The 24,189-nt window shown below is 59.5% G+C and carries 20 protein-coding genes; 5 read left to right on the forward strand and 15 right to left on the reverse strand.

Annotated features, from left to right (window positions below):
• Positions 1–17: 17 nt before the first annotated feature.
• From QD409_RS16115 to QD409_RS16125, 3 genes are all read left to right on the forward strand, one after another.
• Entirely contained in the window at positions 18–1,307 is a 1,290-nt protein-coding gene (locus tag QD409_RS16115) for a DNA polymerase IV (RefSeq protein ID WP_430763087.1), read from the forward strand.
• 191 nt (positions 1,308–1,498) lie between these two features.
• Positions 1,499–2,539 carry a glycoside hydrolase family 25 protein gene (locus tag QD409_RS16120; protein WP_092844848.1) on the forward strand — a complete coding sequence of 347 codons (1,041 nt, stop codon included), beginning with the start codon at positions 1,499–1,501 and terminating at the stop codon, positions 2,537–2,539.
• Positions 2,540–2,732: 193 nt separating this feature from the next.
• Positions 2,733–4,004, forward strand: a complete 1,272-nt coding sequence (locus tag QD409_RS16125) for a L,D-transpeptidase family protein (RefSeq protein WP_430763088.1) — start codon at positions 2,733–2,735, stop codon at positions 4,002–4,004.
• A 62-nt stretch (positions 4,005–4,066) separates the two neighbouring features.
• Here QD409_RS16125 and dnaE read toward each other — a convergent pair whose 3' ends face one another.
• Entirely contained in the window at positions 4,067–7,561 is a 3,495-nt protein-coding gene (gene dnaE, locus QD409_RS16130; RefSeq protein WP_430763089.1) for a DNA polymerase III subunit alpha, read from the reverse strand.
• Between the two features lie 357 nt (positions 7,562–7,918).
• Here dnaE and QD409_RS16135 point away from each other — a divergent pair, with 357 nt between their 5' ends.
• Both QD409_RS16135 and QD409_RS16140 read left to right on the forward strand, forming a co-directional pair.
• Positions 7,919–8,512 carry a hypothetical protein gene (locus tag QD409_RS16135; RefSeq protein WP_430763090.1) on the forward strand — a complete coding sequence of 198 codons (594 nt, stop codon included), beginning with the start codon at positions 7,919–7,921 and terminating at the stop codon, positions 8,510–8,512.
• 79 nt (positions 8,513–8,591) lie between these two features.
• Entirely contained in the window at positions 8,592–9,059 is a 468-nt protein-coding gene (locus tag QD409_RS16140) for a DUF5680 domain-containing protein (RefSeq protein ID WP_430763091.1), read from the forward strand.
• Between the two features lie 7 nt (positions 9,060–9,066).
• Here the strand turns inward: QD409_RS16140 and QD409_RS16145 are convergent, their stop codons facing one another.
• The 14 genes from QD409_RS16145 to nuoH form a co-directional block, all read right to left on the reverse strand.
• On the reverse strand, positions 9,067–9,750 hold the full coding sequence (locus QD409_RS16145) for an ABC transporter ATP-binding protein (RefSeq protein ID WP_092844840.1): 684 nt from the start codon (positions 9,748–9,750) through the stop codon (positions 9,067–9,069).
• Between the two features lie 14 nt (positions 9,751–9,764).
• Complete coding sequence (locus tag QD409_RS16150; RefSeq protein WP_430763092.1) at positions 9,765–11,075, reverse strand: lipoprotein-releasing ABC transporter permease subunit; 1,311 nt, start codon at positions 11,073–11,075, stop codon at positions 9,765–9,767.
• 139 nt (positions 11,076–11,214) lie between these two features.
• Positions 11,215–12,537 carry a proline--tRNA ligase gene (gene proS / locus QD409_RS16155; protein WP_430763093.1) on the reverse strand — a complete coding sequence of 441 codons (1,323 nt, stop codon included), beginning with the start codon at positions 12,535–12,537 and terminating at the stop codon, positions 11,215–11,217.
• A gap of 623 nt (positions 12,538–13,160) precedes the next feature.
• Complete coding sequence (locus QD409_RS16160) at positions 13,161–13,439, reverse strand: DUF1467 family protein (protein ID WP_092844834.1); 279 nt, start codon at positions 13,437–13,439, stop codon at positions 13,161–13,163.
• Positions 13,440–13,639: 200 nt separating this feature from the next.
• Positions 13,640–14,044: a methylmalonyl-CoA epimerase gene (gene mce / locus QD409_RS16165; protein ID WP_430763094.1), complete on the reverse strand. Its 405-nt coding sequence runs from the start codon at positions 14,042–14,044 to the stop codon at positions 13,640–13,642.
• A gap of 30 nt (positions 14,045–14,074) precedes the next feature.
• Positions 14,075–15,748, reverse strand: a complete 1,674-nt coding sequence (locus QD409_RS16170) for a ribonuclease J (RefSeq protein ID WP_430763095.1) — start codon at positions 15,746–15,748, stop codon at positions 14,075–14,077.
• A gap of 14 nt (positions 15,749–15,762) precedes the next feature.
• Positions 15,763–16,515: a biotin--[acetyl-CoA-carboxylase] ligase gene (locus QD409_RS16175; protein WP_430763096.1), complete on the reverse strand. Its 753-nt coding sequence runs from the start codon at positions 16,513–16,515 to the stop codon at positions 15,763–15,765.
• 11 nt (positions 16,516–16,526) lie between these two features.
• Positions 16,527–17,969: an NADH-quinone oxidoreductase subunit NuoN gene (gene nuoN, locus QD409_RS16180; protein WP_430763097.1), complete on the reverse strand. Its 1,443-nt coding sequence runs from the start codon at positions 17,967–17,969 to the stop codon at positions 16,527–16,529.
• Positions 17,970–17,987: 18 nt separating this feature from the next.
• Complete coding sequence (locus QD409_RS16185; protein WP_092844826.1) at positions 17,988–19,499, reverse strand: NADH-quinone oxidoreductase subunit M; 1,512 nt, start codon at positions 19,497–19,499, stop codon at positions 17,988–17,990.
• Positions 19,499–21,493 (reverse strand): NADH-quinone oxidoreductase subunit L, encoded by a 1,995-nt coding sequence (gene nuoL, locus QD409_RS16190; RefSeq protein WP_430763098.1) that lies wholly within the window; start codon positions 21,491–21,493, stop codon positions 19,499–19,501. Before nuoL ends, QD409_RS16185 begins: the two co-directional genes overlap by 1 nt.
• 7 nt (positions 21,494–21,500) lie before the next feature.
• Positions 21,501–21,809, reverse strand: coding sequence for an NADH-quinone oxidoreductase subunit NuoK (gene nuoK, locus QD409_RS16195; RefSeq protein WP_004122490.1), 309 nt, complete (start codon positions 21,807–21,809; stop codon positions 21,501–21,503).
• Positions 21,810–21,840: 31 nt separating this feature from the next.
• Positions 21,841–22,455 carry an NADH-quinone oxidoreductase subunit J gene (locus tag QD409_RS16200; protein WP_092844823.1) on the reverse strand — a complete coding sequence of 205 codons (615 nt, stop codon included), beginning with the start codon at positions 22,453–22,455 and terminating at the stop codon, positions 21,841–21,843.
• A gap of 149 nt (positions 22,456–22,604) precedes the next feature.
• The gene (gene nuoI / locus QD409_RS16205; RefSeq protein ID WP_149636597.1) at positions 22,605–23,096 is read right to left on the reverse strand and encodes an NADH-quinone oxidoreductase subunit NuoI; all 492 of its coding nucleotides are present in this window, start codon (positions 23,094–23,096) and stop codon (positions 22,605–22,607) included.
• Between the two features lie 39 nt (positions 23,097–23,135).
• Positions 23,136–24,179: an NADH-quinone oxidoreductase subunit NuoH gene (gene nuoH, locus QD409_RS16210; RefSeq protein ID WP_092844821.1), complete on the reverse strand. Its 1,044-nt coding sequence runs from the start codon at positions 24,177–24,179 to the stop codon at positions 23,136–23,138.
• Between the last annotated feature and the right edge of the window lie 10 nt (positions 24,180–24,189).

Consider the following 24,189-nt stretch of genomic DNA (forward strand, 5'->3'; position numbering starts at 1 on the left):
ATTTTTGTTCTCATTCGATGACCAATGCGCCCGACAAAACTCCCGGCTTCTGTCGCGATTGCTTGAGCGAGCAATCGGCGGCGCGAACGCGATGCCGGGCATGCGGCAGCCCTCGCCTCCTCTACCATCGGGAACTTTATGCCCTGACGTTGGCGCATATCGACTGCGACGCCTTCTACGCGTCGATAGAAAAACGAGACAATCCGGAGCTGGCCGACAAGCCCGTCATTATCGGCGGCGGCAAGCGCGGCGTTGTCTCAACGGCCTGCTATATCGCCCGCATCCACGGCGTCCGATCGGCCATGCCGATGTTCAAGGCGCTGGAAGCCTGCCCCCAAGCCGTCGTCATCCGCCCGAACATGGAGAAATATGTCCGCATCGGCCGGGAAGTCCGTGGCATGATGCAGGATCTGACGCCCCTGGTGCAGCCGCTTTCGATCGACGAAGCCTTTCTGGAACTCGACGGCACGCAGCGGCTCCATCACGATCCGCCGGCCCGCATCCTCGCCAAATTCGCCCGGCGCGTGGAACAGGAAATCGGCATCACCATCTCCGTCGGCCTCTCCTATTGCAAATTCCTCGCCAAGGTGGCCTCCGATCTGCAGAAGCCGCGCGGCTTTTCCGTCATTGGACGGGAAGAGGCGCTCTCCTTCCTGGAGCCGCGGCCGGTCACGATCATATGGGGCGTCGGCAAAGCCTTTGCCGCAACGCTCGAGAGCGATGGCATTCGCACCATCGGCCAATTGCAGGGCATGGAGGAAGGCGACCTCATGCGCCGCTATGGCATCATCGGGCAGCGGCTTTTCCGCCTCTCGCGCGGCATCGACGACCGGACGGTGCATCCGAACGAAGCAGCAAAGAGCGTGTCTTCCGAAACCACCTTCTTCGAAGATATTTCCCGCCATGACGATCTCGTACCGATCCTGCGCGATCTCTCCGAAAAGGTTTCGCGGCGCCTGAAGCGCAGCGGCATCGCCGGCCAGACCGTCGTCCTCAAACTGAAGACTTCAGATTTCAAGAGCAGGACACGCAATCGCCGCCTGGAGGATCCGACCCAGCTGGCGGACCGGATTTTCCGCACCGGTCTGCGTCTGCTTGAAGCCGAGACCGACGGGACGAGGTTCCGCCTCATTGGCATCGGCGTCACCGATCTTGGCGATGCCGGGCGCGCGGATCCGCCCGATCTTATCGACGAACAGGCGACGCGCCGAGCAGCTGCGGAGGCTGCAATGGACAAGCTGCGAGAAAAATTCGGCAACAAGACGGTCGAGACCGGTTACACATTCGGCGATAAACGCCATAAATAACAACATCTTATCGGTAGATCACCATCAAGTGACACTTGGCTGCCCAGGAAATAATCCGCTTACGTGCGCGATTCCTTGCGCGAGAAAAGCTCGGATTCAAACTTTCTTGGTAAATTTCCATTAGGACTCAGAGTCTGTAACTTGCGGGCGGCGTGGATTCGTCGTCGATTGTGTTTTGCGTACGGGTTCCTATGCGTCTATCGGCTGTATCGACCATTTTTCTCGCCTGTCTGACGATCTCAGGCTGCACCGCACGGGGTGAGCGCGAAGCCGCGCAAGCCAGCCTGCCTTCGAAAGAAATGACCAGCTCGATCACAAAGACCGGCCGAGCGGTGCCGTCGGTCGAAATCGGCGAAACGGTTTCACGCGTCGAGCGGCAACAAGCTCTGGCAGTCGCGATGCCGACCGACATCCGGCCGGAAGCATTCGTGCCGTCCAGCCAGGGCGGCGGCGACGCTCCGGTGCCGTTGCAACGGCCGCTCGCCATGCTCGCGCCGTCGAACCCGATCCCCCGCGCTCTGCGGCAGCAGCCGATGCAGATCTATGGCCATCGCTTCCGCGATGCCAAGCCGATCAACTTCGGCTCCTCGACGTCGCCTCGCAAGCTTGCTGTCCATGGCGTCGACGTCTCGCGCTGGCAGGGCGAAATCGACTGGGATACGCTGCGCACGCAGGGCGCGAACTTCGTTTACATCAAGGCCACGGATGGCGGCGACCATCTCGATCCGATGTTCAAGAAGAACTGGCGGGCTGCCCAGCAAGCCGGTCTGAAACATGGCGCTTACCATTTCTTCTATTGGTGCCGGACTGCCGGCGAACAGGCCGATTGGTTCATCCGCAATGTTCCGAGGGAAGCCGGGGCGCTGCCGCCTGTTATCGACGTGGAATGGAACGGCGAGTCGAGCTGCAAGCGACGCCCCTCGCGCGAACAGGTGCTTGCCAAGATGCAGGTCTTCCTGGACAAGCTGGAAAGGCACTACGGCCAGCGCCCGATCGTCTATACCGCTCCGGATTTCTATCGTGACAATCTGAGCGGCGAGCTGCTCAGCTATCCCTTCTGGCTGCGCGCGGTTGCCGCGCATCCGTCCAAGGTCTATCCCGGCCGCAAATGGCTGTTCTGGCAGTATTCCGGCTCGGGCGTCTCCCACGGCGTCGACGGCAAGATCGACCTCAACGCCTTCCATGGCAGCGAGCAGGACTGGCACAACTGGGTGGCCTCCAGCGCTCACTGATCCCGGGAGATCAACGTTTCAGTCATCGCCGAAGCAGAGTTTGACCGCTCCGCTTCGGCGATGTCGCATTTGGCTATAACCAAACAGCCAGACGCTTTCACCGGAGCAACAGGGCACTGCTTTTCGGCAAGTCTTCCTTAAACTTCGAAGTCTAACGTTGGGCGCTACGAGTATTGCGTTTTGGTTTGTGTCTATGAAGCCGTTTTTGTTGCTTGGGCTTGGTCTTTTGTCAGCCACCGCCCTTTCCCAGCCTGCTTTTGCCGCGTCGGATGCCCGCACCCTGCAGATCGTTGTATCGAAGGACAGGCAATCGCTTGCGGTCTATGACGGCGACCAGGTGGTGGCGACGTCAAAGGTCTCGACCGGCAAGCGCGGCCATACGACGCCGAGCGGCATCTTCTCCATTCTGGAAAAGAAGGTTTATCACGAGTCCAATCTCTACTCGGCATCGCCCATGCCCTTCATGCAGAGGCTGACGTGGTCGGGCATCGCACTGCACGAATCCAACTCGGTTCCGAATTACCCTGCATCCCACGGCTGCGTGCGCATGCCGAAGGCCTTTGCCAAGATGCTCTACCAGATGACCGAGCGCGGCGTGCATGTCGTCATCGCCGATCAGCCGCTGGTGCCCCAGCCCTTCGAAAACGCGATGCTGTTCCAGCCGCAAGCCGCGCCACCGCCGGCATTGTTCTCTGGCATTGAACTTCGCCCCATGACTGCAAGCTTTCTGCAGCAGGGACAATCCCTGCAGGTTGCGACGAACGATGTTACCTCGATCAAGATACCAAAGGCCCAGGAAATCGTTGCGCCGCCTGCCGATCTCGCGCCGCTCAGCATCCTGATCACCCGGCGTGGCCTGCGCGAAAATGTGCGCGACCTCCAGGGCCTCCTGAACGGAATGGGGTTCATCACCGGAACGCCCGACGGCATGCTCGGACCTTCGACGGTGCAGGCGATCGAAGACTTCAGGAAGGCACATGACATCAAAGCTATGGGCGATCTTGTCAGCCCGGCCCTGATGAAGGTGGTCTATGCCGCCGCCGGCAAGGGCGAACCACCGAACGGCGCAATCATGGTCCGTCAGAATTTCAAGCCACTCTTTGAAGGGCCTGCCATCATCGCCGAGCCACAGGAGGCACTCGGCGTGCACTTCTTCACCGCCAACACGATCGACCGCATCAACGGCAAGGCAGATTGGTTCGGCATGACCCTGGAAGAAGATCTGAGCAAGCAAGCAAAGAAGCGGTACGGCATTTCCAGCGAGGAGCAATCGCAATCGCTTGATGCGGCCGAACAGGCGCTGAGCCGCATCAGCGTTCCCGACGAGGTGCGCCATCGCATCGAGGATCTGTTGACGGCCGGCTCATCGCTGACGATTTCCGACACCGGCGTTGGACCTGAAACCGGGAACGAAACCGATTTCATCACCATCACCAATAACGGCGCGCTCGGGAAGAAGGGCTAAAGCCTTTTCGCTTTTACGCAATTCCGGACGGAAAACCGCCATGCACTTTTCCTGGAATTGCTCTAGACCAGCTCCACGTCGATCACGCCCGGCGCCGTACGCAGCGCGGCTGCGATTTCCGGCGTGATCCGATATTTCTCCGGCAGTGCTACCTCGACCTCGCGCAAGCCTTCCTCCTTGATGACGATGAAGGAGACGAGGCCGTCGCCCTTGGCATTCAGATGCGCGGCAACGGCTTTCAGCGGCCCGGAATCGCGGACATAGACGCGCAGAGCCTTCTGCATCTGCAGCGATTTCTCCTCCAGCGACTGCGCCGTCTGCAGGCGCAAACTGATGCCTTCCGGGCGCTCGTCCGCCTGGGCGGTGATGACGAAGGATTTGCCGACTTCGAGAACGTCGCGATACTGGTTGAGCGTTTCGGAGAAGAGCACGGCTTCGAACTGTCCCGAGGCATCGGAGAAGACGAAGATGCCCATCTTATTACCGGTGCGGGTCTTGCGCTCCTGCTTCGAGATCACCGTGCCAGCCAGGCGGCCGTTGCTGGCGCCCTGCTTCACCGCGGCGGAGAAATCGGCGAAGGGCTGCACGCGCATCTTGTCGAGCACGCTCTTGTAAGTGTCGAGCGGATGCGCCGTCAGATAGAAGCCGAGCACCTGGAACTCGCGCAGCAGCCGCTCCGAGGCAAGCCAAGGCGTATAGGGCGGGAACACGATCTTTTCCGGACCTGACGCCGCACTCCCGAACATGTCATGCTGGCCGCTGCGCTTGTTTTCCTGCGCCACCTGGGCATAGCCCATGATGCGATCAAGGCCGGCGATCAGCTGCGCACGGTCGATTTCGAAGCAGTCGAAGGCGCCGGCGCAGATCAGGCTTTCCAGAACGCGGCGGTTGATCTGCTTGGGATCGATGCGCAGGCAGAAGTCCTCGATGCCGGCAAATGGCTGATCGCCGCGCACTTCGACGATATGGTCGACGGCGGATTCGCCGACGCCCTTGATCGCGGCCAGCGCGTAGTAGATGCGGTTGTCGCCGGTCTCGAAATGGCGGAAAGAGGTCTGTACCGAAGGCGCAATGACCTCGATGCCCAGGCGCTTGGCATCCTGACGGAAGTCGTTGACCTTTTCGGTATTGGACATATCGAGCGTCATCGACGCTGCCAGGAACTCCACCGGGTAATGCGCCTTCATATAGGCGGTCTGGTAGGAGACGATGGCGTAGGCGGCGGCGTGCGACTTGTTGAAGCCGTAGTTGGCGAATTTCGCGAGCAGATCGAAGATGACGTCTGCCTGCCCTTTCGAGACCTCGTTCTTGATGGCACCATCGACGAAGCGCTCGCGCTGCTGGTCCATCTCCGCCTTGATCTTCTTACCCATGGCGCGGCGCAGAAGATCGGCTTCACCGAGCGAATAACCCGAGAGCACCTGGGCGACCTGCATCACCTGCTCCTGGTAGACGATAACGCCCTGCGTTTCCTTCAGGAGATAGTCGATCTTCGGGTGGATCGACTCGATCTCTTCTTCGCCGTGCTTGCGGGCGTTATAGACCGGGATGTTCTCCATTGGACCCGGCCGATAGAGCGCCACAAGCGCGATGATGTCCTCAATGCAGTCCGGGCGCATGCCGATGAGAGCCTTGCGCATGCCCGCACTTTCCACCTGGAACACGCCAACCGTCTCGCCGCGCGAGAGCATGTCATAGGTCTTCTTGTCGTCGAGCGGGATGCTGGCGAGATCGATGCTGATGCCGCGCTTGGCGACAAAATCGACCGCCGTCTTCAGAACCGTAAGGGTCTTCAGGCCAAGGAAGTCGAACTTCACGAGGCCGGCCTGCTCCACCCATTTCATGTTGAACTGGGTGACCGGCATGTCGGAGCGCGGATCGCGATACATCGGCACCAGCTTCGAAAGCGGCCGGTCGCCGATGACGATACCGGCGGCATGCGTCGAGGCATGGCGATAAAGGCCCTCGATCTTCTGGGCGATATCGAGCAGGCGGGCGACCACCGGCTCCTTGTCCGCCTCCTCCTGCAGACGCGGCTCCTCCTCGATTGCCTTGCTGAGCGGAGTCGGATTGGCGGGATTGTTCGGCACCAGCTTGCAGATCTTGTCGACCTGGCCATAGGGCATTTCCAGCACGCGACCGACGTCGCGCAGGGCGGCGCGCGCCTGCAGCGAACCGAAGGTGATGATCTGCGCCACCTGCTCGCGGCCATACTTGGCCTGCACATAGCGGATCACCTCTTCGCGCCGATCCTGGCAGAAGTCGATATCGAAGTCCGGCATCGAGACGCGTTCCGGATTGAGGAAGCGCTCGAACAGCAGCGAGAAGCGCAGCGGATCGACGTCGGTGATGGTCAGCGCATAGGCGACCAGCGAGCCCGCACCTGAACCACGACCCGGGCCGACCGGGATATCATGCCGCTTGGCCCATTTGATGAAGTCGGCAACGATCAGGAAGTAGCCGGGGAACTTCATGCGCTCGATGACGCTGAGCTCGAATTCCAGCCGGTCGCGATACTCCCTTTCCTCGTAACCCGGTGCCATGCCGAGCGAAGCCAGGCGGTGGTCGAGCCCTTCCACTGCCTGGGCGCGCAGCTCCGCGGACTCGGCGCGTTCGGCCTCTTCCGCATCGTCAGTGGCGCCGGTGAAGCGCGGCAGGATCGGCTTGCGCGTCTTCAGGACGAAGGAGCAGCGGCGGGCGATCTCGACCGTATTCTCCAAAGCCTCCGGCAGATTGGCGAAGAGTTTCGCCATGTCGGCGCGGCTCTTCAGATAGTGATCCGGCGTCAGGCGGAAACGCGTATCGTCCGAGACGATGGCATTGTGGGCAACGGCCATCAGCGCGTCGTGCGCGTCATAATCGTCACGCGTCGGGAAAAAGGCCTCGTTGGTCGCAACGAGCGGAATGTCATGCTCGTAAGCCATCGCGATCATCTTCTGCTCGTGGCGGCGATCATAGGTGCCGTGGCGCTGCAACTCGACATAAAGCCTGTCGCCGAAGAGACGCTTCAGCATCAGCAACCGGGAGAGCCCCTGCCCGGAGTGCCCTTCCTTCAGCGCCATGTCGACCGGCCCGCTCAACGATCCTGTCAGGGCGATCATGCCTTCCGTGCCAATCTCCTCCAGCCATGACGTGGTGATGTGAACGGCGCTATTGCCTTCGCCGCCGAGATAGGCGCGGCTCACCAGATCGACGAGGCGCTCATAGCCCTCCTCGGTGGAGGCAAGCAGCACGATCGACGGCAGCTTCGCCAGTGCCTGCTGCGGCCCGCGTTTCTCGCCCTCGCCGCCATCTTCCATGTCGATCGATACCTGACAGCCGATGATCGGCTGCAGGCCCTCGTCCATCGCCTTCTGCGAGAATTCCAGCGCAACGAAGAGGTTATTGGTATCGGTGATTGCGATGGCCGGCTGACTGTCGCCGGCGGCCTTGGCCAGTATCTTCTTGAGCGGCAGTGCGCCCTCTAGCAGAGAATAGGCGGAATGAACCCGCAGGTGTACGAATTCCGGCATTTCGCCGACCGGCGCAACCGCGCCGCTGCCACCTACATCTGCCATCTCATACCCTTCCGCATGCCAAAATGAATCAGTGCTATTTTCGGCATTGCGGATCATAAAGTCCAGAAGTTGCTCCCATCAAATACGGGAGCAAGCATGTGCATATGGAGGATAAAATTCACATCGCCATCATGATGAGGGAAAAGCTGGCAACGAACATGACGATGGAGGTGAATGCTGCAACGTCTCGAATGATATCGGTCATTTACGCTCTCCTTACTCGTTATGTTTTCTTTTTGTTCTATTTTTGTTCGAGAGTCAATAGAGGTGTCAATAAAATTCATCACCCGACTTTTCCGCCTGCGGATGGACGCGGAAATGGTCCGGCGCTATGCAGAAGCAAACGGGGACATTACGATGAAATCACTTGCCTGCGCTCTCATTCTTCTTTCGGCGGCAACGATTGCTCATGCTGACGACACCGCCGCGCCCGGCCGCATCATTGACGCCGCGATCGGCGACTGGAACAAGGATGGCAAACCGGATCTCGCCCTGCTCGCAGCAGGCGCCGAGGACGATCAGGCCGACAACCCGATCGGCGTCTATATCTATCTGCGCGATGACGAACACTCCTTGCTGAAGCTCGCCGCAAGCGCTCCGAACAAGATATGGGGCAGCGTCGCGCCCGGCGGCATCGTCGGCCAGGAACCGTCGATCTCGGCGCTGCCGAACGGTTCGATCGCGATCGTCTCGCAGAATGATGCCATCGGGCGGGATCGCTGGCATCAAACGCTGACGCTTGCCTATCGCAACAACAATTTCGTAGTTGCCGGCTACACTTACGATTCCCGCGATACGCTCGAGCCGAATAACAGCCATAACTGCGACTACAACGTGTTAACAGGCAAAGTGACCAAGGACGGCAAGACGCTGAAAGCCGAGGCCAAGACCGTCAGCATCCAGGACTGGCAGGACGATATCGGCCAGAAGGCCTGCGGAAACGGCGAATAGCTGCAAACGTTCTCTTTTTGTTCTTTACAAGCCGCCTGATCGCGGGCATTGTAGCCGCTCACCAGAATTGGAGAGCGTCATGCCGGATCTTACCGAGCTGAACGATTTTATTGTCATCGCCAAGGCCGAGACCTATGTCGGCGACGGCGAGCGACTGCCGTCCTGCCGCAATGGCTCGCATGACATCGGCTATGCCAGCGGCCGCTGGCGCTATCTCGACAGCTATTTCGGCGGCAGGGATTTCGCCGGGCAGGAGATCGTCTGGTACGATGGCGAGCCGATCTGGGCGATGAATTATTTCGGTCGTATCATCGTGCCCGATCTGATCGACGGGACGCGCGCGGGCATGGTCATCAAGGCGGCGCTCATGCGTCTCTATCTGGACGAAAAGCGCTTTCTCGGCGGCTATGAGTTCGAACACGCTTATGGCCGCTATATCGACCATAGTACCGGCGCTTGCGACCACTTTATCGGCCATGAGGCCATCATGGTTGGAGAGCGCAAGGCCTATGAGCTGGATTATCGCGGCGGCTTGATCGTTCCATAACGAACGATCAGAACTCGACCACCTTGCCGTCATTCAGCGTGACGCGGCGGTCCATGCGGGCGGCGAGTTCGTGATTGTGGGTGGCGATCAGGGCCGCAAGGCCAGATTGGCGCACCAGCGCTTCCAATGCATCGAAGACGTAATGCGCGGTATCCGGATCGAGATTGCCGGTGGGCTCGTCCGCCAGCAGCACCAGCGGTGCGTTGGCAACGGCGCGGGCGATCGCGACGCGCTGCTGTTCGCCGCCAGACAATTCGGCCGGACGATGATCGGCGCGATGGCCGATGCGCATGTAATCGAGAAGCTGAGCGGCCCGCGCGCTCGCATCCTTGCGGGAGAGACCGGAAATGAGCTGCGGCATCATGATGTTCTCAAGAGCCGAGAATTCCGGCAGCAGGTGATGGAATTGATAGACAAAACCGATCTCGCTGCGGCGCACGGCCGTGCGCTTGTCGTCGGACAAGGCTTCGCAAGCCTGGCCGTTGACGAGCACCTCGCCGCCATCCGGGTGCTCGAGCAGGCCGGCGACATGCAGGAGCGTCGACTTTCCTGTGCCGGAAGGCGCGACAAGCGCGACCATCTCGCCGCTACGCAGGGTAAAATCGGCTTTCTTCAAGATCGGCAGGCGCATCTCACCCTGCCCATAATGACGCTCCACGCCAGAGAGCTGAAGAACGACGTTGCGTTTCATCAAATGCGGATTCCTTATTCGTAGCGCAACGCCTGCACCGGATCGAGCCGCGAGGCACGCCAGGCCGGAAAGATCGTGGCAAGGAAAGACAACGTCAGAGCCATCACGATAACGGAGATGGTCTCACTCATATTCATCTTGGCCGGTAGTTTGCTGAGGAAATAGACTTCCGGATTGAAAATCACCGTACCCGAAATCCAGCTGAAGAACTGACGGATGGACTCGATGTTCAGGCAGACAAAGACGCCAAGGATCACGCCTGCAAGCGTGCCGACGACACCGATGGCCGCCCCCGTCATGAAGAAGATACGCATGATCGAGCCCGACGTCGCGCCCATGGTGCGCAGGATGGCGATATCGCTGCCCTTATCCTTCACCAGCATGATCAGGCCTGAAATAATGTTCAGTGCGGCGACGAGGACGATCAGCGTCAGGATCATGAACATCGTATTGCGCTCGACCTGCAGAGCCGAGAAGAAGGTGGCGTTGACCTGCCGCCAGTCGGTCAGGAAGATCTGCCGCCCGGCCGCCTCTTCGATCTTTGGTCGCAGCTGATCGACATCATCAGGGTTGGTGATAAAGAGCTCTATCTTCTCAGCAATGCCCTGGGCATTGAAAAAGACCTGCGCCTCCTCCAGCGGCATGAAGACGACGGAGGAATCATATTCCGACATGCCAACTTCGAAGATACCTGAGATTGTGTAGGCCTTGACGCGCGGATTGACGCCGAACGGCGTGACATCCCCATCCGGCGCCGTCAGTGTGATCTGGTCACCGGCCGTCAGGCCCAACTGCCGCGCGAGGCGGCTGCCGATCAGCACACCTTGCCCGGAGGCAAAACCGACCATATCGCCGGAAACGACGTGATCCGATACCGATTTGAGCCTCGTCAGATCCTCCGAGCGGATGCCGCGCACCAGCGCGCCGGTGCCCGAGCCGCCGCGGCCAGACGCAAGCGTCTCTCCTTCGACGAGCGGCAAGACCATGGTGACGCCGGGGACGGTGGAAAACTTCTTCGCCAGCTCAGCATAATCGTTCAGCGGCGAATCAATAGGCTGGACGACGACATGGCCGTTGAACCCAAGGATCTGCTTGAAGAGTTCCGCACGGAAGCCATTCATGACTGCCATGACGATGATCAGCGCCGCAACGCCGAGCATGATGCCGACCAGCGAGAAGCCGGCAATGACCGAGATGGACGCCTCCCTGCGCCGGGAGCGCAGATAGCGCCAGGCCACAAGCCGCTCGAATCCGGAAAACGGACGAGATGATGGGCCGGCCTTGAACGAATTTTCCTGCTGTTCCACTGCCGCGCTCACCGCCATTCGCCTTCCATCCTATCTATCGCTAGAGCCGGATGATTTTGGGTCGATCCGACCTAAAATCTGAAATCCACTCTAAATCAAAGAAGTAGAGCATGATGTCGTCCGAAAACCGCCTACACTTTTCGGCATCATGCTCTCGTCAGCCCGCCAGCCGCTTGATCGCTGCCTCAACCGTCATCGTCTCGCGAGCGCCAGTCTTGCGGTCCTTCACTTCCACTTCGCCGCTCGCGATCGAACGCGGTCCGACGATGATCTGCACGGGCACGCCGATCAGATCTGCCGTCGCGAACTTCGTTCCGGCACGATCGTCGCGATCGTCGAGCAGGACATCCTTGCCGGCCTTCGACAGAGCGGCATAGACCGTTTCGCAAGCCTCGTCACAAGCTTGGTCGCCGGACTTCATGTTGATCACCACGACATCGAACGGCGCAACCGACGCAGGCCAGATGATTCCGTTCTCGTCATGCGATGCTTCGATGATGGCGGGAACAAGGCGGGTCGGGCCGATACCGTAAGATCCCATGTGGACAGTGTGTTCCTTGCCGTCCGGACCCTGCACTTTCGCACCCATCGGCTCGGAATATTTCGTGCCGAAGTAGAAGATGTGGCCGACTTCGATACCGCGCGCCGACAGGCGTTCGCCTTCCGGGATGGCATTGAAGGCAGCCTCGTCATGCATTTCCGAAGTGGCTGCATAGACCGAGGTCCACTTGTCGAAAATGCCCTTCAGACCGGCGACGTCGTCGAAATTCGTGTCTTCGCCGGGAATGTTGAAATTGACGAAATCCTTGTGGCAGAAGACTTCCGACTCGCCGGTATCGGCAAGAATGATGAATTCATGGCTGAGATTGCCGCCGATCGGACCGGTATCCGCGCGCATGGGGATAGCCCGCAAGCCGAGACGATTGAAAGTGCGCAGATAGGCGGCGAACATCTTGTTGTAGGAATGGACAGCGCCTTCCTGCGTCAGATCGAAGGAGTAGGCATCCTTCATCATGAACTCGCGCGAGCGCATGGTGCCGAAACGAGGACGGATCTCGTCGCGGAACTTCAACTGGATATGATAAAGGTTCAGCGGCAAGTCCTTGTAGGACTTGACGTAGGACCGGAAGATGTCGGTGACCATCTCCTCGTTGGTCGGGCCGTAGAGCATGGGCCGGTCCTGCCGGTCCTTGATGCGCAGCATTTCCTTGCCGTAGGCGTCGTAGCGGCCGCTTTCCTGCCAGAGTTCGGCCGACTGCAGCGTCGGCATCGAAAGCTCGATGGCGCCGGAGCGGTTCTGCTCCTCGCGGATGATCCTGTTGACCTTGTCGAGCACACGCTTGCCCAATGGCAACCAGGAATAGATGCCTTGCGACTGCTGGCGGATCATGCCGGTACGCAGCATGAGCCGATGAGAAACAATTTCAGCCTCTTTAGGATTTTCCTTCAGAATGGGCATGAAGTAACGAGACAGACGCATGACGCTTGTTCCAGATGGTTTGACGATCCGCTCTATACGGAATCGTTAGCAAATTATGTATAGAGGCCGTTCATAACTGCTTCGGCGCCGGAAGGAAACCCGCATTCTCCATGAGGGGAACTTGGCAAACGCCCGAGGATGCAGGCGATGCGGCATATTTTCACGATTCCGAAAAGATGCGTTTTTATAAGGATTTACGACGAAAATCTGTCAACAGAAAAAATCTGCGCGACTGTAGCAAAAAAGCAAAAAAACAGATGACAAAGCTCAATGTTTGAGCTAATTTTAGCTCACAAAAGAGGCAAGAAGGCTAAATTCTTGTCGTTTCGCGGTCAAGTCTTGGGAGGATCAGATCTTAGGCGCGCTTGTTCGCTGCCCCGGTAACGGATGAGGATCACGCGATACTTTAAAACAAGGCTTATAGCCTTGTTTTTTTTTGCTTTTACTATGGCCAACTATGCTTTGAACGCCCCGTCGGAAAGCGTTGCCGAACGTTTCCCGTCACGACCTCGCGGCCATGATCTGCAGCCTCTTTGCTTCACCCAGATGACAGGCGTGTGACGAATTGAAGGCGATTGCAAGGCGCTTGGAATTCAACCCACGCTGCAGGCCGTTGCGATTGCTTACTTGTCGTAGCTCGGAACGATTTTCGGAATGGAGTCGATGCTCAACCCGAAATAATGCGAGGCGATATACCAGGCGCCGTAGATGAGGGCCGAGACCAGGGTGGTGAAGAATACAACTCTCCCGGCGCGAAATTTCGTCGGCGCGCTTTCGACGGTTCCGGCGATCACATGCTCGTCTTCAGCCTGCGTGCGCAAACCAAACGGCAGCACGGCAAACAGCGTAATCCACCAAATGACGAAATAAACCGCGAAGCTCGCTGCAATCTGCTGGGCCATTATGCTCCCTCAAAGCGGTTCAGTTCTTCACGGAATCTCCGAACCGCTCGACCTTATTGTTTTACTCAATTCCGGACGGAAAACCGCTGCGCACTTTTCCCGGAATTGCTCCAGAGACGAGTCTGCTCGCCCTTCCCTCTTCCAAGTTGCTTATAGGGGCAAAGCCGCCATCTTTCAAAGCACCTTCCAGCGCTTTAATGTCACACTTGCTCAAGCTCGATCAGCGTCCCGAAGAAGTCTTTCGGGTGCAGGAAGAGTACCGGCTTGCCATGCGCGCCGATTTTCGGCTCGCCGTTCCCAAGCACCCGGGCGCCTGTGGCGACCAGATGGTTACGCGCCGCAAGAATATCGGCAACCTCGTAACAGATGTGATGCATGCCGCCGTCCGGGTTCTTCGCAAGGAAAGCTGCGATTGGCGATGCGTCGCCGAGCGGCTCCAGCAGCTCGACTTTGCTGTTCGGCAATTCGACGAAAACGACCGTTACACCATGCTCGGGCAAAGCCTGCGGTGCGGACACAACGGCGCCAAGCGTCTCGCGATAAGCGCGACTGGCCGTTGCAATATCCGGAACGGCAAGCGCGATATGATTGATCCGTCCAAGCACGATCTCTCCTCCCCGATCGGATGGCGAACTTCAGCCGCCGGTGCGTGTGACGAAGACGGTCACAAGAGGCTTCTTCCCCCAGCCCTGGTTGGCGGCGGCGCGCACGGCGCGGCGGGCAGCTTCCTGCAGCATGTCCAGATCCTTACGGCGGGCACGGGGAATGCTTTCGATGGCGCTGACGACGGCGTCAAAGAGCGTGTCTTCCATCTCGTCACCCTCGTCGTCATAGGCCGGCAAGCCGATCGGCACGACATCGGGATCGCCGACGATGTCGTAACGGGCGTCGAGCACGACATTGACAGCGACATGGCCGACATAGGAGAGCTTCTTGCGCTCACCGATGCCCATCTCATCGAAATCGCCGATCAGAGTGCCATCCTTGAAGATGCGCCCATGCGGCGCTTCACCGATGACCTCAGCCAGCCCGGGTGCAAGGCGCAATATATCGCCATTGCGCACGCGCGGCACGACGGAGATACCACTTTGCTCCGCCAGTTCCTTGTGCGCGGTCAGATGCGTGGCCTCGCCATGAACGGGAACGACGATCTTCGGCCGCGTCCACTCATACATCTTCTGTAGTTCGTTGCGGCGAGGATGTCCGGACACGTGAACAAGCGCTTCGGCATCCGTCACGATATGTATGCCCTGTTCGATCAGGCCGTTCTTAATATCCTGAATGGCTTTCTCGTTGCCGGGGATGGCACGCGAGGAGAAGACGACAATATCGCCCGCAGCCAGTGCGACATTGCGCATCTCATCTCTCGCCAGTTTGGCAAGGGCAGCGCGCGGCTCGCCCTGGCTACCGGTGAGGATGACCACCACCTTGTCGCGCGGGATATAACCGTATTCGTCCTCGGCGATGAACGGCTTGATGCCCTCCATCAGACCGATGTCGCGAGCCACATCGACGACGCGCTTCAGCGAGCTGCCGAGCAGCAGCACCTCACGACCGGCAGCCTCGGCAGCCTCGGCGACGGTGCGGATACGGCCGACATTCGAGGAGAAGGTGGTGACCGCCACGCGACCCTCGGCATCCTCGATGATCTTGCGCAGGCTTTCGGAGACGTCCTTCTCGGAAGGCGAGACACCGTCGCGAAGGGCGTTGGTGGAATCGCACATCAGCGCCAGCACGCCCTCGTCGCCGAGTTGGCGGAAGCGGGTCTCGTCAGTCAGCGGCCCGAGCGACGGCTCGTGGTCGATCTTCCAGTCGCCCGTATGGATGACGTTGCCAACCGGCGTGCGGATCATCAGCGACATCGGTTCGGGGATCGAGTGATTGACGGCGACGCCTTCGATGCTGAAGGGGCCGACATTGATGCGGTCGCCGGCCTTGAACGGAGTGATCGGAATCTCACCCATAGTCTTTTCGTAGTCCCGCTTGGCTTCCAGCAAGCCGGCAGTAAAGCCCGAAGCGTAGACAGGGACATTCAGGCCAGGCCAAAGATCATTCAGCGCGCCGTAATGATCCTCATGCGCGTGAGTGATAATGATGCCCTTGAGGTTCTTGCGCTCCTTGGCCAGGAAACGGATATCCGGCAGCACCAGATCGACGCCAGGCAGATCCGGCCCTGGGAATGTGACGCCGCAATCGACCATGATCCACTGGCGATTCTCCGGCGGACCATAGCCGTACAATGCGAGATTCATACCGATCTCGCCGACGCCGCCGAGTGGCAGAAACACCAGTTCGTCTTGCTTCGCCATTTCGTTCCCAACCATTACTTAAGAAAAACATCGCCCGCCGCGATCGGCATAGTCTTGCCGTCGTCGGTCTCGAGCATCAACAAGCCATTATCATCGATTCCAACGAAGTGGCCTAAAATCGACCGGTCCGGCAAATTCACGGTGATCTTTTCACCGATACCGCACGCCGCCTCCCGCCAGCGGGCGGTGACCTCCCGAACGCCCTTGCCGTTGTTCCAGGCAGCAAGCACTTCCGCCATTGCCGCGTAGAGATGCGCAAACAGTTCTTCCGCTGAAACCATAGAGCCCTGCTGGCGCAGGCTGGTCACTGGATACATCGGATTGTCGGGCGTGGTGGTGACATTGATACCGATGCCGATGACAAGCGCATAGCGTCCATCGGGGAGCGCTTCTCCCTCGATCAGGATGCCACAAGTCTTCTTGCGGCCGATCAGGATATCGTTCGGCCATTTGATCTCGGCCGGCTCGGCGGCCAGCGGCAATACGGCACGCACCGCCTGATGCACAGCGACCGCAACCGCAAGCGGCAGGGAGCCGAGACGCTCCATCGGTGCGGGATCGATCAAAAGCAGCGATGCGTAGAGATTGCCGGGTTCGGAAACCCATGGACGACCGCGGCGACCACGCCCGCCGGTCTGGCGCTCGGCGGTCACCCACAGGTTTCCGGGATCGCCAGAGCGTGCTCTTTCCAGACACACGCTATTTGTAGAGGAAGTCTCTGAAATGGCATCGTGCCGGAAGTCGGCAAGCGACTTCCGGCTGTTCATATCAAACGCCATCAAAACAGCGTCGCGGCCGCCAGATCGGCAGCACCGCCGATTGCGCCGCCGAACAAGACGTAAGTAATGACGAAGAGGCCCGAGAGACCGAAGACCAGGCGCAGCGAACCGGCCGTGCGCGTGAATTCGTCCTTGGCTTCATCAAACCACATCACCTTGATGACACGCAGATAGTAGTAAGCGCCAACGACCGAGGCCAGAACGCCGATGATGGCGAGCGCGTAGAGATGCGCCTGGATGGCGGCGACGAAGACGAAGTACTTTCCGAAGAAGCCTGCCAGCGGCGGAATGCCGGCGAGCGAGAACATCAGCGCCGTCAGCACAACTGCCATGAAGGGGTTCGTCGCGGAGAGGCCGGCGAGATCTTCGATGCTTTCGACCTGACGTCCATCCTTGCGGCGCATCGCCAAAATGATGGCGAAGGAGCCGAGCGTCATGACCATGTAAATGACCATATAGAGCATGACGCCTGACACACCGGTCTTGGTCCCTGCGGCGAGACCGACGAGCGCATAGCCCATGTGGCCGATCGAGGAATAGGCCATCAGTCTCTTGAAATTACGCTGACCGATCGCGGCGAAGGAGCCGAGCAGCATCGAGGCAATCGAGATGAAGACTATGATCTGCTGCCAGTCAGCCAGAACCGGGTGGAAGGCGGTGACGACGATACGGGTCAGGATCGCCATGGCGGCAACCTTGGGCGCACCGGCGAAGAAGGCGGTGACCGGGGTCGGAGCGCCTTCGTAAACGTCCGGCGTCCACATATGGAAAGGAACGGCGGAGATCTTGAAGGCCAAGCCGGCAAGCACGAAGACCAGACCGAAGACGAGACCGAGCGAACGGGTCTCAGAGCTGAGGGCCGTGGCAATGGCGTCGAAGGTCGTATGGCCGGTGAAGCCGTAGACCAGCGACATACCGTAGAGCAGCATACCGGAGGAGAGCGCACCGAGAACGAAGTACTTCAGGCCGGCTTCGGTCGACTTCACGCTGTCGCGGTTGATGGCGGCCACGACGTAGAGTGCCAGCGACTGCAGTTCCAGCGACAGGTAGAGCGAGATCAGGTCATGGGCCGAGATCATCAGCAGGATGCCGAGGGTTGCGAGAACGAGCAGAACCGGGAACTCGAACCGATCGAGTTGTTGCTCGCGCGCATGCCCCATGCTCAGGAACATGGCGACGATCGAGCCGACCAGGGCGACGATCTTCATGAAGCGCGAGAAGCCGTCGGCGAGATAGGCACCGCCATAGGCCAGCCCCTCGCCCGGCACGAAGATGATCCAGAGACCGGCCACCGCAAGAAGCGCGATGGCAAGACCGGTGACCATGGGTCCCGACCGCTCGCCCGAGAAGACGCCGATCATGAGCAACGCAAGCGCACCGACCGCGAGGATGAGCTCCGGAATGGAAAGATGCAGGCTTGCAAAAATTGTGTCAGCAGTCATATCGAATAGGTCCCGTCATCAATTCATCGACAGCGCAACATTCTGCGCAGCGTGCAGGGCAGCGGTATAGTTGTTGACCAGCAGATCCACCGAAGCGGCTGTGGCATCGAAGATCGGAGCCGGATAGACGCCGAAGAGGATCGTCAAAGCGATCAGCGGATAAAGGATCAGCTGTTCACGCGGCGACAGATCCAGGAGCTTCTTCAGGTTCTCCTTGTCCAGCACGCCGAAAATGACGCGGCGGTAAAGCCAGAGCGCATAGGCGGCCGACAGGATGACGCCGGTGGCGGCGAAGAGCGCAACCCAGGTGTTGGCGCGGAAGACGCCGATCAGGGTCAGGAATTCGCCGATGAAGCCGGAGGTGCCGGGCAGACCGACGTTGGCCATGGTGAAGACCATCATGGCAACGGCGTATTTCGGCATGTTGTTGACCAAGCCACCATAGGCCGCGATCTCGCGGGTATGGGTCCGGTCGTAGATTACGCCGACGCAGAGGAAGAGCGCGCCCGAGACGATGCCGTGCGACAGCATCTGGAAAATCGCGCCTTGAACGCCCTGCTGGTTGGCCGCGAAGATACCCATCGTCACGTAGCCCATGTGGGCGACGGAGGAATAGGCAATCAGCTTCTTGATGTCTTCCTGCATCAGCGCCACCAGCGAGGTGTAGATGATGGCGATGACCGACAGGGCGAAGACGAACGGCGCGAAATATTCCGACGCATTCGGGAACATGCCGAGCGAGAAGCGGATGAGGCCGTAGCCGCCGAGCTTCAGGAGGACGCCAGCCAGAATGACGGAGCCCGCCGTCGGCGCCTGAACGTGCGCGTCGGGCAGCCAGGTGTGCACCGGCCACATCGGCATCTTCACCGCGAAGGAGGCGAAGAAGGCCAGCCATAGCCACGTCTGCAGCTGCGGCGGGAACTTGTAGGCGAGCAGCGACGGGATATCGGTCGTGCCGGCCTGCCAGTACATCGCCATGATGGCAAGCAGCATCAGCACCGAGCCGAGCAGCGTGTAGAGGAAGAATTTGTAGCTGGCGTAAACGCGATCCTTGCCCCCCCAGACGCCGATGATCAGGAACATCGGGATGAGGCCAGCTTCGAAGAAGACGTAGAATAGCACGATATCCAGCGACACAAAAACGCCGACCATCATCGTCTCGAGGACGAGGAAGGCGATCATGTAGTCCTTCAGCCGCTTTTCGACCGAAAGCCAGCTTGCCAGCACGCAGAAAGGCATCAGGAAAGTCGACAGGATCACGAACAGCATCGAAATGCCGTCGACACCCATGTGATAGCTGATGCCGCTGGTCAGCCAGTCATGCTTCTCGATCATCTGGAAGCCGGGATTGGCGTTGTCGAACCAGATCCAGACAAACAGCGATACGATGAAGGTGAAGACCGTCGTCGCCAGAGAAATATTCAGGATGTTGCGGCGGCCGTTGGGGCCGTCTTCCCGCGTGAACAGCAGGAGAAGGACGCCCACCAGCGGCAGGAACGTGACCGTTGAAAGAATAGGCCAATCGGTCATCAGAGGGAACTCCCGAGCATCATCCAAGTAACGAGGGCCGCAATGCCGAGCAGCATCGCGAAGGCATAGTGATAGAGGTAGCCGGTCTGCAGGCGCACGACGCGGTTGGTGACATCGACGACGCGCGCGGCAATGCCGTTCGGGCCGATGGTGTCGATGACCCCGATATCGCCCTGCTTCCAAAGGAAGCGACCAAGGCGCTTGGCCGAGCGAACGAAGAGGAAGTCATAGAGCTCGTCGAAGTACCACTTGTTCAAGAGGAACTCGTAGAGCGGGCGCTGCTGCTGAGCGAGGCGACGGGGCGTTTCCGGCGACTGGATGTACATGTACCAAGCAACCACGAAGCCAACGACCATCGCGATGAACGGGCTGAGCTCGACCCAATGCGGAGCATGCTCCATCTCTTCGAGGATCTTGTTGTCAGGCACTGTGAAGAGCGCGTGCTTCCAGAATTCCTCGTAGGCGTGACCGACGAAGTAGTCATGGAAATACCAGCCGGCGAAGACGGCGCCGATCGCCAACAGATAGAGCGGGACCAACATGACATTCGGCGATTCATGCACATGGTGCATGACTTCGTGCGAGGCACGGGGCTTGCCGAAGAAGGTCATGAAAATCAGGCGCCAGGAATAGAAGCTGGTGAACAGCGCGGCGATGACCAGCAGCGTGAAGGCAAAGCCGGCGGCCGGATTGTGCGACGTGTACGAAGCCGAGATGATCGCATCCTTGGAGAAGAAGCCGGCAAAGCCGATCGGCGAAAATGGAATGCCGACGCCGGTGATCGCCAGCGTGCCGATGATCATCATCCAATAGGTCTTCTTGATGTGCGAACGGAGGCCACCCATATGGCGCATGTCCTGCTCGCCATCGACGGCGTGGATGACCGAGCCGGCGCAGAGGAAGAGCAGAGCCTTGAAGAAGGCGTGCGTGAACAGATGGAAAATGGCAGCGCCGTAAGCGCCGACGCCGAGCGCGACAAACATGTAGCCGAGCTGCGAACAGGTCGAATAGGCGATCACGCGCTTGATGTCGTTCTGCACGAGGCCGACGGTCGCCGCGAAGAAGGCTGTGATCGCGCCGACGACGGTCACGACGGTCAGGGCATCTTGCGACAATTCGAAGATCGGCGACATGCGGGCGACGAGGAAGACGCCGGCGGTGACCATCGTTGCGGCATGGATGAGCGCCGAAACCGGGGTCGGGCCTTCCATGGCGTCCGGCAGCCAGGTGTGCAGCAGGAACTGTGCCGACTTACCCATCGCGCCCATGAAGAGCAGCAGGCAGACGCCGGTGAGCGCGTGACCGCGATCGAGATGCATGCCGAAAAGGTTGAGTCCGATATCGCCCGGCTGACCGCCCTGCCCTGCGGCGAAGCTCTGCGCATTGCCGAAGATGACGTCGAGGTTGATCGAGCCGAAGAGGACGAAGACGCCCGCAATGCCGAGCACGAAGCCAAAGTCGCCGACGCGGTTGACGATGAAGGCCTTGATTGCCGCTGCGGACGCGGACGGCTTCTTGAACCAGAAGCCGATCAGCAGATAGGAGGCCAGACCGACGCCTTCCCAGCCGAAAAACATCTGGGCGAGGTTGTCGGAGGTCACCAGCATGAGCATGGCGAAGGTGAAGAGCGACAGATAGGCGAAGAAGCGCGGACGATGCGGATCGTGGTGCATGTATCCGATCGAGTAGACGTGAACCAGGGTCGAAACCGTGTTCACGACGATCAGCATGACCGAGGTCAGCGTGTCGATGCGCAGCGACCAGGACGCGTCGATGCCGCCGGACTGGATCCAGCGCAGGACTTCAACCTTGATCGGGCCGTCCGTATGGCCGAGAGCCACGGTGAAGAAGACGACCCAGGATAGGACGCCGGCGACGATCATCAGGCCGGTGGTAACGTATTCCGAAGCCTTGGCGCCGATGGCGCGGCCGAAAAGGCCGGCGATAATCGCACCGATCAGGGGAAGAAAGACGATAGCCTTATATAAAAACATAGCTGTATCAGCCCTTCATCACGTTGACGTCTTCAACCGCGATGGAGCCGCGGTTACGGTAGAAGACGACGAGAATTGCAAGACCGATCGCAGCTTCGGCCGCAGCGACGGTCAAAATGAATAGAGCGAAGACCTGGCCGACGATGTCGTTGAGGAACGACGAGAAAGCGACCATGTTGATGTTAACCGCGAGCAGTATCAGCTCGATGGACATCAGGATGATGATGACGTTCTTGCGGTTGAGAAAGATACCGAAGACGCCGAGCACGAAGAGGATGGCGCTAACCGTCAGGTAGTGGGAAAGTCCGATGACCATGTTCTTGTTCCTTTGATCCTCGTGCCTCGCCTCAGACGCCCTGCCCCGGCTTGACCTTGACCACCTCGACGGCGGTAGCAGGCGTGCGGGCGACCTGTTGGGGGATATTCTGGCGCTTGATGTGCGTGCGATGCTTCAGCGTCAGCACGATCGCGCCGATCATCGCAACCAGCAGAACAAGGCCGGCGATCTCGAAGAAATAGACGTAGTTGGTATAGAGCACGTCGCCGAGGGCGGCAGTGTTCGTGCGTTGCGTGATGGCGGGGATCGGCATGGCGACCGACTTGGCGATCTGGGGCGAGATCACGCTGCCGCCGATGACGACGATCAGCTCGGCGGCGAGGATGACGCCGATCAGCGCGCCGATCGGCGCATATTCCAGAATGCCCGCCCGGAGTTCGGCGAAATCGACATCAAGCATCATGACGACGAAAAGGAAGAGAACCGCCACGGCGCCGACATAAACGACCAGCAGGATCATCGCCAGGAACTCGGCCCCCATCAACAGGAAGAGGCCGGCCGCGTTGAAGAAAACCAGGATCAGGAACAGGACCGAATGGACCGGATTCCGCGCTGAGATGACCATGAACGCCGACGCCACAGCGACAAAGGCGAAGATGTAGAAAAAAAGAGCCTGCAGACCCATGTTGGTGCCTTTTTCGTCTTCCCCCGGGCAGCGGGGTGCTTCCCCTGCCCGATGGAGCTCGGTCGGACCTTCGTCCGGCAAAGCCCCGGTCTAGATTCAACCGCGACGGCGACAACGGGCCGCCCGTCACGGCATACTCAAAACTCCGCTCAGCGGTACGGCGAATCCATCGCGATGTTGCGCGCGATTTCGCGTTCCCAGCGGTCGCCATTGTCCAAAAGCCGCGTTTTGTCGAAGTAGAGCTCTTCGCGGGTCTCGGTGGCGAATTCGAAGTTCGGCCCTTCGACGATAGCGTCGACCGGGCAGGCTTCCTGGCAGAAGCCGCAATAGATGCACTTCACCATGTCGATGTCGTAACGCACCGTGCGGCGGGTGCCGTCGTTGCGGCGCGGCCCGGCCTCGATGGTGATAGCCTGGGCAGGACAGATGGCTTCGCAGAGCTTGCAGGCGATGCAGCGCTCTTCGCCGTTGGGATAACGGCGCAGCGCATGTTCGCCGCGGAAGCGCGGGCTGACCGGCCCCTTCTCGAAGGGGTAATTGATCGTCGCCTTCTGCTTGAAGAAGTAACGCATCGACAAAAAGAACGCGCCGACAAATTCCTTGAGAAACAGCGAGCTGACGGCATTGGACAAACCGGCCATCTTAACCTCCAAAACTGCCAGAAGCGGGGACAGACATCATCACGCCCATCCCGTCAGCTTCAGCACGAATGCAACGATAACGACCATGGCAAGCGACAGCGGCAGGAAAACCTTCCAGCCAAGGCGCATGAGCTGGTCGTAGCGGTAGCGCGGCACGAAAGCCTTCACCATCGCGAACATGAAAAACACAAGGCAGGACTTCAGCAGGAACCAGATGATGCCCGGAACCCAATTCAGGATCCAGATATCGACCGGAGGCAGCCAGCCGCCGAGGAAGAGGATCGTCGTGAGCGAGCACATCAGCACGACGGCAGCATATTCGCCGAGCATGAACATCATGTACGGGGAAGAGCTGTATTCGACCATGAAGCCGGCGACCAGTTCCGATTCCGCTTCCGGAAGATCGAAAGGCGGGCGGTTGGTTTCAGCGAGCGCCGAAATGAAGAACACGATGAACATCGGGAACAGCGACAGCCAGTGCCAGTCGAGGAACGAGGCCGGCAGGCCGAGCTTGGTCCCGAGGCCCGTCTGCTGCGAGAGCACGATATCCGTCAGGTTCAGCGAACCGACGCAAAGCAGCACGGTGACGATGACGAAGCCGATCGAGACTTCGTAGGACACCATCTGTGCCGCAGAGCGCAGCGCGCCGAGGAACGGATACTTCGAGTTCGAAGCCCAGCCGCCCATGATGATGCCGTATACTTCCAGCGACGAAATCGCCAGGATGTAAAGGATGCCGACGTTGATATCGGCGACGACCCAATTCTGCGCCAGCGGCACGACGGCCCAGGTGGACAGCGCCAGTACCACGGACACCAGCGGTGCCAGCAGAAACACGGTCTTGTTTGCGCCGGCCGGGATAATCGGCTCCTTGAAGATGAACTTCAGAAGGTCGGCGAAGGACTGAAACAGGCCGAAGGGACCGACGACGTTCGGGCCGCGGCGCAGCTGAACCGCCGCCCAGATCTTACGGTCGGCAAGCAGAATAAAGGCGATGAAGATCAGCAGAGGGACCAGGAGCAACAAGGCCTGGCCGAACATGATCAGCCCCGGCAAGAGATAGGTCGAAACGAATGAATCCATAGTCCTTGCC

The organism is Rhizobium sp. BR 315 (assembly GCF_050577975.1).
GTDB classification, from domain to species: Bacteria; Pseudomonadota; Alphaproteobacteria; order Rhizobiales; family Rhizobiaceae; genus Rhizobium; species Rhizobium miluonense.

Coding starts and splice junctions, on each gene's coding strand:
- nuoI (WP_149636597.1), bottom strand. CDS start 23,096: ATGGCCGGTTTGTCCAATGCCGTCAGCTCGCTGTTTCTCAAGGAATTT.
- QD409_RS16185 (WP_092844826.1), bottom strand. CDS start 19,499: ATGACCGATTGGCCTATTCTTTCAACGGTCACGTTCCTGCCGCTGGTG.
- QD409_RS16125 (WP_430763088.1), top strand. CDS start 2,733: ATGAAGCCGTTTTTGTTGCTTGGGCTTGGTCTTTTGTCAGCCACCGCC.
- nuoN (WP_430763097.1), bottom strand. CDS start 17,969: ATGACTGCTGACACAATTTTTGCAAGCCTGCATCTTTCCATTCCGGAG.
- dnaE (WP_430763089.1), bottom strand. CDS start 7,561: ATGGCAGATGTAGGTGGCAGCGGCGCGGTTGCGCCGGTCGGCGAAATG.
- nuoL (WP_430763098.1), bottom strand. CDS start 21,493: ATGTTTTTATATAAGGCTATCGTCTTTCTTCCCCTGATCGGTGCGATT.
- QD409_RS16200 (WP_092844823.1), bottom strand. CDS start 22,455: ATGGGTCTGCAGGCTCTTTTTTTCTACATCTTCGCCTTTGTCGCTGTG.
- nuoK (WP_004122490.1), bottom strand. CDS start 21,809: ATGGTCATCGGACTTTCCCACTACCTGACGGTTAGCGCCATCCTCTTC.
- QD409_RS16170 (WP_430763095.1), bottom strand. CDS start 15,748: ATGGCGAAGCAAGACGAACTGGTGTTTCTGCCACTCGGCGGCGTCGGC.
- QD409_RS16145 (WP_092844840.1), bottom strand. CDS start 9,750: ATGAAACGCAACGTCGTTCTTCAGCTCTCTGGCGTGGAGCGTCATTAT.
- nuoH (WP_092844821.1), bottom strand. CDS start 24,179: ATGGATTCATTCGTTTCGACCTATCTCTTGCCGGGGCTGATCATGTTC.
- QD409_RS16135 (WP_430763090.1), top strand. CDS start 7,919: ATGAAATCACTTGCCTGCGCTCTCATTCTTCTTTCGGCGGCAACGATT.
- QD409_RS16160 (WP_092844834.1), bottom strand. CDS start 13,439: ATGGCCCAGCAGATTGCAGCGAGCTTCGCGGTTTATTTCGTCATTTGG.
- proS (WP_430763093.1), bottom strand. CDS start 12,537: ATGCGTCTGTCTCGTTACTTCATGCCCATTCTGAAGGAAAATCCTAAA.
- QD409_RS16150 (WP_430763092.1), bottom strand. CDS start 11,075: ATGGCGGTGAGCGCGGCAGTGGAACAGCAGGAAAATTCGTTCAAGGCC.
- QD409_RS16115 (WP_430763087.1), top strand. CDS start 18: ATGACCAATGCGCCCGACAAAACTCCCGGCTTCTGTCGCGATTGCTTG.
- QD409_RS16140 (WP_430763091.1), top strand. CDS start 8,592: ATGCCGGATCTTACCGAGCTGAACGATTTTATTGTCATCGCCAAGGCC.
- QD409_RS16175 (WP_430763096.1), bottom strand. CDS start 16,515: ATGAACAGCCGGAAGTCGCTTGCCGACTTCCGGCACGATGCCATTTCA.
- QD409_RS16120 (WP_092844848.1), top strand. CDS start 1,499: ATGCGTCTATCGGCTGTATCGACCATTTTTCTCGCCTGTCTGACGATC.